The 8,378-nt window shown below is 72.4% G+C and carries 4 protein-coding genes; all 4 read right to left on the bottom strand.

Translation table 11 applies throughout. The annotated features are described in order from the left end of the window. Nucleotides 1-39: 39 nt before the first annotated feature. The 4 genes from glgB to ACI8AC_RS16395 all read right to left on the bottom strand — a co-directional run bounded on the left by glgB (nucleotide 40) and on the right by ACI8AC_RS16395 (nucleotide 8,343). Nucleotides 40-2,889: a 1,4-alpha-glucan branching protein GlgB gene (glgB, locus tag ACI8AC_RS16410; RefSeq protein ID WP_456898895.1), complete on the bottom strand. Its 2,850-nt coding sequence runs from the start codon at nucleotides 2,887-2,889 to the stop codon at nucleotides 40-42. Between the two features lie 62 nt (nucleotides 2,890-2,951). Then, nucleotides 2,952-4,337, bottom strand: coding sequence for a maltokinase N-terminal cap-like domain-containing protein (locus ACI8AC_RS16405; RefSeq protein ID WP_456898894.1), 1,386 nt, complete (start codon nucleotides 4,335-4,337; stop codon nucleotides 2,952-2,954). Beyond that, nucleotides 4,334-6,190 (bottom strand): maltose alpha-D-glucosyltransferase, encoded by a 1,857-nt coding sequence (treS, locus tag ACI8AC_RS16400; protein WP_456898893.1) that lies wholly within the window; start codon nucleotides 6,188-6,190, stop codon nucleotides 4,334-4,336. Before treS ends, ACI8AC_RS16405 begins: the two co-directional genes overlap by 4 nt. A gap of 125 nt (nucleotides 6,191-6,315) precedes the next feature. Next, a complete protein-coding gene (locus tag ACI8AC_RS16395; protein WP_456898892.1) occupies nucleotides 6,316-8,343 on the bottom strand; it encodes an alpha-1,4-glucan--maltose-1-phosphate maltosyltransferase in 2,028 nt (675 codons plus the stop codon). Nucleotides 8,344-8,378 lie beyond the last annotated feature (35 nt).

Here is an 8,378-nt window from a genome sequence, read left to right as displayed (position 1 = left end):
CGGCGGCCGGCCGGCCGCCGCACGGGCGCCCCTGCTCGTTCAGCCCTCGTGGAGGAACCAGACGGTGCCGAGGGGCGGTGCCGAGAGGACGGCGGAGTACGGCTGGCCGTGCCAGGGCTCCTCGACGGCCTCGATGCCACCCATGTTGCCCACCCCCGAGCCGCCGTAGCCCTCGGCGTCGGTGTTGAGCACCTCCCGCCAGCGCCCGGCGCTGGGCAGGCCGATGCGGTACTCGTGGTGCGGGGTCCCCGCGAAGTTGGCCACGCAGGCCACCGTCTGCGGGCCGTCCTCGCCCGGGAGGCCGTGCCGGAGGAAGGACAGCACGTTGCCCGAGGCGTCGTTGGCGTCGATCCACTCGAAACCGGCCGGGTCGGTGTCCTGGGTGTAGAGCGCCGGCAGCTCGCGGTAGCGGGCGTTGAGGTCGGTGACCAGCTGCAGCACGCCGCGGTGCGCCGGGTCGTCCAGGTGCCACCAGTCCAGCGAGCGGCTCTCGGCCCACTCGGCGTCCTGCGCGAACTCCGAGCCCATGAACAGCAGCTGCTTGCCCGGGTGGGCCCACATGTAGGCCAGGTAGGCCCGCAGGTTGGCCAGCTGCTGCCACCGGTCGCCCGGCATCTTCCGCAGCAGGGAGCCCTTGCCGTACACGACCTCGTCGTGGCTGATCGGCAGCACGTAGTTCTCGGAGTAGGCGTAGATCATCGAGAACGTCAGCTGCCCGTGGTGGTAGCTGCGGTGCACCGGCTCCTTGGCCATGTAGCTCAGCGAGTCGTGCATCCAGCCCATGTTCCACTTGAAGCCGAAGCCCAGGCCGCCGAGGTGCGTCGGGCGGGTGACCCCCGGCCACGCCGTCGACTCCTCGGCCACGGTGATGACGCCGGGCACCTCGCGGTACACGGTCGCGTTCATCTCCTGGAGGAACTCGACCGCCTCGAGGTTCTCCCGGCCGCCGTACTGGTTCGGCGACCACTGCCCTTCCTCGCGGGAGTAGTCCAGGTAGAGCATCGAGGCGACGGCGTCGACCCGGATGCCGTCGATGTGGAACTCCTTGCACCAGTACAGGGCGTTGGCGACCAGGAAGTTGCGCACCTCGCTGCGGCCGAAGTCGAAGACGTAGGTGCCCCAGTCCGGCTGCTCGCCCCGCCGCGGGTCGCCGTGCTCGTAGAGCGCGGTGCCGTCGAAGCGGGCCAGCGCCCAGTCGTCCTTCGGGAAGTGTGCGGGGACCCAGTCGACGATCACGCCGATGCCGGCCTGGTGGGCCCGGTCGACGAGGTAGCGGAAGTCGTCGGGGCTGCCGTACCGCGCGGTGGGCGCGTAGTAGGAGGTGACCTGGTAGCCCCACGACCCGCCGAAGGGGTGCTCGGCGACCGGCATGAACTCGATGTGGGTGAAGCCGGCGTCGACCACGTAGTCGATCAGCTCGTCGGCCAGCTCCCGGTAGGACAGGCCCTGCCGCCACGAGCCGGCGTGCACCTCGTAGACGCTCATCGGCCGCTGGTGCCAGCCGGCCTCGGCCCGGCGGGCCAGCCACTCGTCGTCGCCCCACTCGTGGCCGGACTCGGTGACGACCGAGGCGTTGGCGGGCGGGACCTCGGTGGCGAAGGCCAGCGGGTCGGACTTGTGCCGCCAGTGACCGTCGGCGCCGAGCACCTGGTAGCGGTACCTGCTGCCGACGGGGACTCCCGGGATGAAGATCTCCCACACGCCCGAGGAGCCCAGCGAGCGCATCGGGTAGGCGCGGGCCTCCCAGTAGTCGAAGTCACCGGTCACCCGGACGCCGCGGGCGTTGGGCGCCCACACGGCGAACGAGACGCCCTGCACCTGCCCGCGCGCGGTGTCGTACCGCCGCACGTGCGAGCCGAGCACCTCCCAGAGCCGCTCGTGCCGGCCCTCGCTGATGAGGTGCCGGTCGACCTCGCCGACGGTCGGCAGCCAGCGGTAGGGGTCGTCGACCTCGTAGGTCTGCCGGCCGCCGTGCTCGTCGGAGTAGCTGACCTCGAGCCGGTAGTCGCCCGGCTGGTGCGGCAGCCGGGCCTCGTGGATGCCGCCGCCGTGCAGCTGGTGCGCCTCGTACCGCGTGCCGTCCTGGTCGACGACCACGACCGAGACGGCGTCCGGCCGCAGGGCGCGGACCGCCCAGCCGTCGCCGGTCCGGTGCGCGCCGAGCACGCTGTGCGGCGAGTAGGACCAGCCCTCCACGACGGCCCGCAGCTCGTCGCCGGTCACCTCGGACGGCGGGGACTGCTCTGCGTGCGCGGCGGCCACGGTCTCCGGGTCGCGGTCGTCGGGCACGTCGGTGGGTGCCGGGCCGGGCGGGGTGCCCGGCTCGCCGCCGGGCCCGGCGGGGCCCCCCTCACCCGGCTGCGCGGGCGCGCCGGTGCCGTCGCCCGGCTCGGCCACGGGCCCCGGGGCCACGACCGGCGGGGTCGTGCCGCCCTGCGCGACGACGTCGTCGCCCTGCTCCCCGAGGACGGCCGGTCCGGTGTCCGCGGCCGGGGCGGGCGCGGCCTTCTTGCGGGGGGCCCGCTTGGCGGGCGCCGTCGCGGCCGGCTCCCCGGTGGACTCGGTGGTGGCCTCGGCGACCTTCTTCGCCGCCTTCCGGACCGCGGTGCCGGCCTTCTTCGCCGCCGCCGTGGCCTTCTCGGCGGGCGCCTTCTTCGCGGTGGTCTTCCGGGCGGTGGTCTTCTTCGCGGGGGCGCCCTCGGCCGGCTCGCCGGCGGCCGCGGTCTTCTTCGCGGCGCGCTTGCGGGCGGGCGCGTTGACGACCGGGCCGGGTTCGGCCGCCTCGGCCGCGGCCGTGCGCTCCTCGACGGCGGCCTGCAGCTCCTCCTTCGTCGCGGGGGTCTGCGCGTCGGACCGGGGGGAGCCGGTGGTGTCGTCGGGCGATGTCATCGCGTGCCGTCCTCTTCCGTGCGGTCGGTCGGGGGTCGCTGGGCCGGGGTCCGAGCCGGAGCTCAACCCGCGGCGGTGATCCGGGACAGGGACTGCAACGGGATCATGAGCCAGTGCGGGCGGTTGCGCGCCTCGTAGACGCACTCGTAGACGGCCTTGTCCGCCTCGAACGCCCGCAGCAGCGGGGAGTCCCCGCACGGGTCGGAGCCGCTGGCGGCGGAGTACCCGGCGCAGAACGCGGCCCGGTTGCGCTCTGCCCACTCCTGCGCCCGGTATGCCCGCTGCGGGTCCTCGGGCTGCTCGACGAGCATGTGGCGGGCGGCGTAGTCGAAGCTGCGCAGCATCCCGGCGACGTCCCGCATGGGGCTGTCGAGCTCCCGGCGGGCGGCCAGCGGCCGGGCCGGCTCGCCCTCGAAGTCGAGCACCACCCAGCCGGTGGCGGTGCGCAGCACCTGCCCGAGGTGCAGGTCGCCGTGCACCCGCTGCCGGACCACGGGCTCGACGGCCCCGGCCACCGCGGCGTAGACCGCGCGCAGCCCCTCGGCGTGCTCGGCCAGCTGCGGGACGACGGAGGTCGCCGCCTCCAGCCGCGCGGTCATCTGCTCGGCGACCGTGGCGAACCACGCCTCGTCGGCCGGCTCGGTGGGCAGGACCGCGGCCATGTCGGCGTGCACCGACGCGGTCGCCGCGCCGAGGCGCTCGCTGTCGGCGGCGAAGTCCCCGCCGACCTCGTCGGCGTGCAGGTCGCCCTCGGCGTAGAGGTCCCGCACGCTGGCCGTGGCCAGTCGCCACCCGTCGCTGGCGTTGGGCACGAACGTCTGCAGCATCGCCACCGTCGCCGGCGGCACCGACGGGTCGGGGTCGTCGATCTCGATGTGCCCCAGCAGCGGAGCGATGTGCGGGTTCTGCGTCTTGCGCAGCGCGTCGTGCACCTCGACGTCCGGGTTGAGCCCGGGCTCGAGCCGGCGGAACAGCTTGAAGATCGCCTCCGAGCCGTACACCAGCGAGGTGTTGCTCTGCTCGGTGGAGACGATGTCGCCCGGCAGGCCCTCGGGGATGTAGGCCACGCCCGCCGGGTGGAAGTGCATCGGTCCGATGGTGGAGGCGCTGACCAGGTGCACCAGCCACGGCACGGTGGCGTCGCGGTCGCGCATCGCGTCGTAGGCGTAGCTCTCCCGGTCACCGGAGGGCACCGCCCCGACGAACGCCGAGCTGAGGTCCTCGGCGGGGGACTCCCGCCAGGACAGCGGCACCAGGTAGGTCTCGGTGGCGCCGTCGGCGTAGGTGACCCGCACCCGGTGCACGGAGAGGACCGGGTCGGCCTGGTCGAGCAGGAAGCCCTCCTCGGTCACGTCGGCCCACTCCCTGCCCTTGCCGCCGAACCAGCGCTGGTGCGGCATCCAGTCACGGAGCAGGTCGGTCAGTGCGGTGCGCGGGGTGGCGCTCATCGGTCTCCTCCGGCGGGGGCGTCGTCGCCGGTCCGGGTGTCGCTGTCCCCGGGGATCTCCTCGGCGGCGGTGACCAGGCCGGCCGCCAGGAGCGACTCGGCGATCGGGCTGGTCGCGGTGGTCTCCCAGTCCTCGGGCTCCTCGACCGGCGCCTCGACGGGCTTGGCCAGCTCGAACCAGTAGAAGCCGTGCCCGGACAGGGTGAGCATGTAGGGCAGGACGCCGATCTGCGGGAACTCGACCCGGCCGGTCAGCTCGATGGGCGTGTAGCCCTCGAAGCGGCGCAGGTCGAGCTCCACCGGCTGCGGGAAGCGGGACAGGTTGTTCACGCAGAGCACCACGTCGTCGCCGAACTCCCGGACGAACGAGAGCACCGTGGGGTTGCGCGAGCCGATCTCGGCGTAGCTGCCCAGCCCGAAGGTCGGGTGCTGCTTGCGCACGTGGATCATCTGCCGGATCCAGTGCAGCATCGACGTGGTGTTGCGCAGCTGCTGCTCGACGTTGGTGGTCTGGTAGCCGTAGACCGGGTCCATGTTCAGCGGCAGGTACATCCGCTGGGGGTCGGCGGTGGAGAACCCGCCGTTGCGGTCCGGGGTCCACTGCATGGGGGTCCGGACGCCGTCGCGGTCACCGAGCCAGATGTTGTCGCCCATCCCGATCTCGTCGCCGTAGTAGAGGACCGGCGACCCCGGGAGGGAGAGCAGGAGCGCGTTGAACAGCTCCAGGGTGTCCATGTCGTTGTCCAGCAGCGGCGCCAGCCGGCGGCGGATGCCGATGTTGGCCTTCATGCGGGGGTCCTTCGCGTACTCCGCCCACATGTAGTCGCGCTCCTCGTCGGTGACCATCTCCAGGGTCAGCTCGTCGTGGTTGCGCAGGAAGATGCCCCACTGGCAGTTGTCCGGGATGTCCGGCGTGGAGGCCATGATCTCCGAGATCGGGAACCGCTGCTCCCGCCGCACCGCCATGAACAGCCGCGGCATCACCGGGAAGTGGAAGGCCATCTGGCACTCGTCGCCGTCCTCGCCGAAGTACTCGACGACGTCGGCCGGCCACTGGTTGGCCTCGCACAGCAGCACCCGGTCGGGGTAGTCGGCGTCGACGACCTTGCGGACGTGCTTGAGGAACTCGTGGGTCCGCGGCAGGTTCTCGCAGTTGGTCCCCTCGTCCTCGAACAGGTAGGGGACGGCGTCGAGGCGGAAGCCGTCGATGCCGAGGTCCAGCCAGAACCGCAGGGCGTCGACGATCGCCTCCTGCACGCGCGGGTTCTCGAAGTTGAGGTCCGGCTGGTGGGAGAAGAAGCGGTGCCAGAAGTACTGCTTGCGCACCGGGTCGAACGTCCAGTTCGAGCTCTCGGTGTCGACGAAGATGATCCGGGCGTCGGGGTAGCCGGTGTCGTCGTCGGCCCACACGTAGAAGTCGCCGTAGGGCCCGTCGGGGTCGCTGCGGCTGGCCTGGAACCAGGGGTGCTGGTCCGAGGTGTGGTTCATGACGAAGTCGATGATCACGCGGATGCCGCGGGAGTGGGCCGCGGTGAGGAACTCCTCGAAGTCCTCGATGTCGCCGAACTCCGGCAGCACGGCGGTGTAGTCGCTGACGTCGTAGCCGCCGTCGCGCAGCGGGGAGGCGAAGAACGGCGGCAGCCAGAGGCAGTCGACGCCCAGCCACTGCAGGTAGTCCAGCTTGTCGATCATGCCGCGCAGGTCGCCGACGCCGTCGGCGTTGCTGTCGGCGAAGCCGCGGACCAGCACCTCGTAGAAGACGGCGCGCTTGTACCACTCGGGGTCGGTGCCGGGTGCGGGCAGCGCGGAGGGGGCGCCGCGGGATGCGGGGGGTTCGGGCAGGGGAACGGTCATCGCAGGTGGTCGTCCTCGGGTCTACGCGGTCGGGAGCGGAAGGACCTCGTCCACCTCGCCCCGCGCGCGCTCGGGGCGAGCCTCGGGTCGAGGCCGGCGCGAGCGGCGGGGCAAGGGGTCCCCTCTCAGGTCACCGGGGCCGGCGGCTGGACCGGCCGGGGGAAGGCCAGCGAGAACACGTGCGCCGGCTCGCGGTAGGGGTCGAGCTCGACGTAGTTGAACTGCCCCCAGTCGTAGGAGGCGCCGCTGATCTCGTCGGTGACCGAGAAGCGCTCGTGCCAGTCCAGCCCGAGCGCCGGGAGGTCCAGCGCGGTGGTGCCGATCTGGGTGTTGTGGCTGTCGAGCGACACCACGACGAGGACGGCGTCCTGCGAACCCGGGTCGGTCTTGGTGAAGCACAGCAGGTTCGGGTTGTCGACGTGGTGGAAGCGCAGCGTGCGCAGCTGCTGCAGCGCGGGGTGCGCGCGCCGGATCTCGTTGAGCCGCCGCAGGTAGGGGGCGAGGCTGCGGCCCGCCGCCTCGGCGCCGGCCCAGTCGCGGGGTCGCAGCTGGTACTTCTCGCTGTCGAGGTACTCCTCGCTGCCGGGCCGGACGGCGACGTGCTCGAACAGCTCGTAGCCGGAGTAGACGCCCCAGGTCGGGCTCATCATCGACGCGAGCACCGCGCGGATCTTGAACATCGGCGGCCCGCCGTACTGCAGCGAGGCGTGCAGGATGTCCGGGGTGTTCACGAAGAAGTTGGGCCGCATGTAGTGGCTGTGGTCGGCCAGCTCGCGGCCGTAGTCCTCCAGCTCCCCGCGCTGGGTGCGCCAGGTGAAGTACGTGTAGGACTGCGTGAACCCGAGCCGGGCGAGCTGGTGCATCATGGCCGGCCGGGTGAAGGCCTCGGCGAGGAAGAGCACGTCCGGGTCGGTCTTCTTGACCTCCCAGATCAGCCAGTGCCAGAAGTTCAGCGGCTTGGTGTGCGGGTTGTCGACGCGGAAGATGCGCACCCCGGCGGCGATCCAGTGCCGCACCACCCGCAGCACCTCGGCGTAGATGCCCTCGGGGTCGTTGTCGAAGTTGACCGGGTAGATGTCCTGGTACTTCTTCGGCGGGTTCTCCGCGTAGGCGATCGACCCGTCGGGCTTGGTGGTGAACCACTCGGGGTGCTCCTTGACCCACGGGTGGTCCGGGGCGGCCTGCAGCGCGAGGTCGAGGGCCACCTCCATGCCCAGCTCACCGGCCCGCCAGACGAAGTCCTGGAAGTCCTGCATCGTGCCCAGCTGCGGGTGGACGGCGTCGTGCCCGCCCTCCTCGGCCCCGATCGCCCACGGCGACCCGACGTCGTCCGGGTCGATCTCGTAGGGGTTGCCGCCGGGGAACTGGGGCGTGTTCGGGCCCTTGCGGTTGACCCGGCCGATCGGGTGGATCGGTGGCAGGTACACGACGTCGAAGCCCATGTCGGCGATGGCCGGCAGCCGGTCCGCCGCCGTCCGGAAGGTGCCGTGGGTGGGCCGCCCGCCGACCACCGGACCCTCCGAGCGGGGGAAGAACTCGTACCAGCTGCCGAACAGCGCCCGCCGGCGGTCGACCCACACGTCGTGGTCGGGCGTCGCGGTGACCAGCTCCCGGACCGGGTGGGCGTCGAGGTACTCCTGCATCGCGGTGGCCAGCGCGGGGGCCACCCGCTGGTGCAGCTCGCGGGAGGGGTCGCGCAGGGCGGCGGCCGCCTCGCCCAGGCGGGACCGCCACCCGGCGTCGGCGTCCTCGGCGACGCGCTCGAGCAGCCGCGCCCCCTCCTCCAGGTCGTTGGCGAGCTCCTCAGGGCCCTGGCCGGCCGCGATCTTGACCTCGACGGCGTGGTGCCAGGTGGCCAGCGGGTCGCTCCACGCCTCGATGCGGAAGCGCCAGCGGCCCTCGGTGTCCGGCACCACCGTGGTCAGCCACCGGTCGGGCTGGTCGCCGTACCGGCGCATGCGGTTGAGCGGGCCCCGGCTGCCGTCCGGGGCGGTCCAGACCACGTCCGCGGCCACGGCGTCGTGGCCCTCGCGGAACACGGTGGCGGTGATCGGGACGTGCTCGCCGACCACGGCGCGGGCCGAGAAGGACCCGCACGACACGACGGGGGCGACATCGGTGATGCCGAGACGGAGATCTGCGCGGCCAGTCATCCCGGCCACGCTATCGAGGTCCCGGTCCGCGGGCA

Source organism: Geodermatophilus sp. SYSU D00758 (genome assembly GCF_054049955.1).
Note: the sequence above shows the minus strand (reverse complement) of the source record. Positions and strands in the feature narration are given on the sequence as shown.

What these genes read in the sequence shown, in the direction of transcription:
- ACI8AC_RS16395 (WP_456898892.1), bottom strand. Translation starts at nt 8,343, where the DNA reads ATGACTGGCCGCGCAGATCTCCGTCTCGGCATCACCGATGTCGCCCCC.
- glgB (WP_456898895.1), bottom strand. Translation starts at nt 2,889, where the DNA reads ATGACATCGCCCGACGACACCACCGGCTCCCCCCGGTCCGACGCGCAG.
- treS (WP_456898893.1), bottom strand. Translation starts at nt 6,190, where the DNA reads ATGACCGTTCCCCTGCCCGAACCCCCCGCATCCCGCGGCGCCCCCTCC.
- ACI8AC_RS16405 (WP_456898894.1), bottom strand. Translation starts at nt 4,337, where the DNA reads ATGAGCGCCACCCCGCGCACCGCACTGACCGACCTGCTCCGTGACTGG.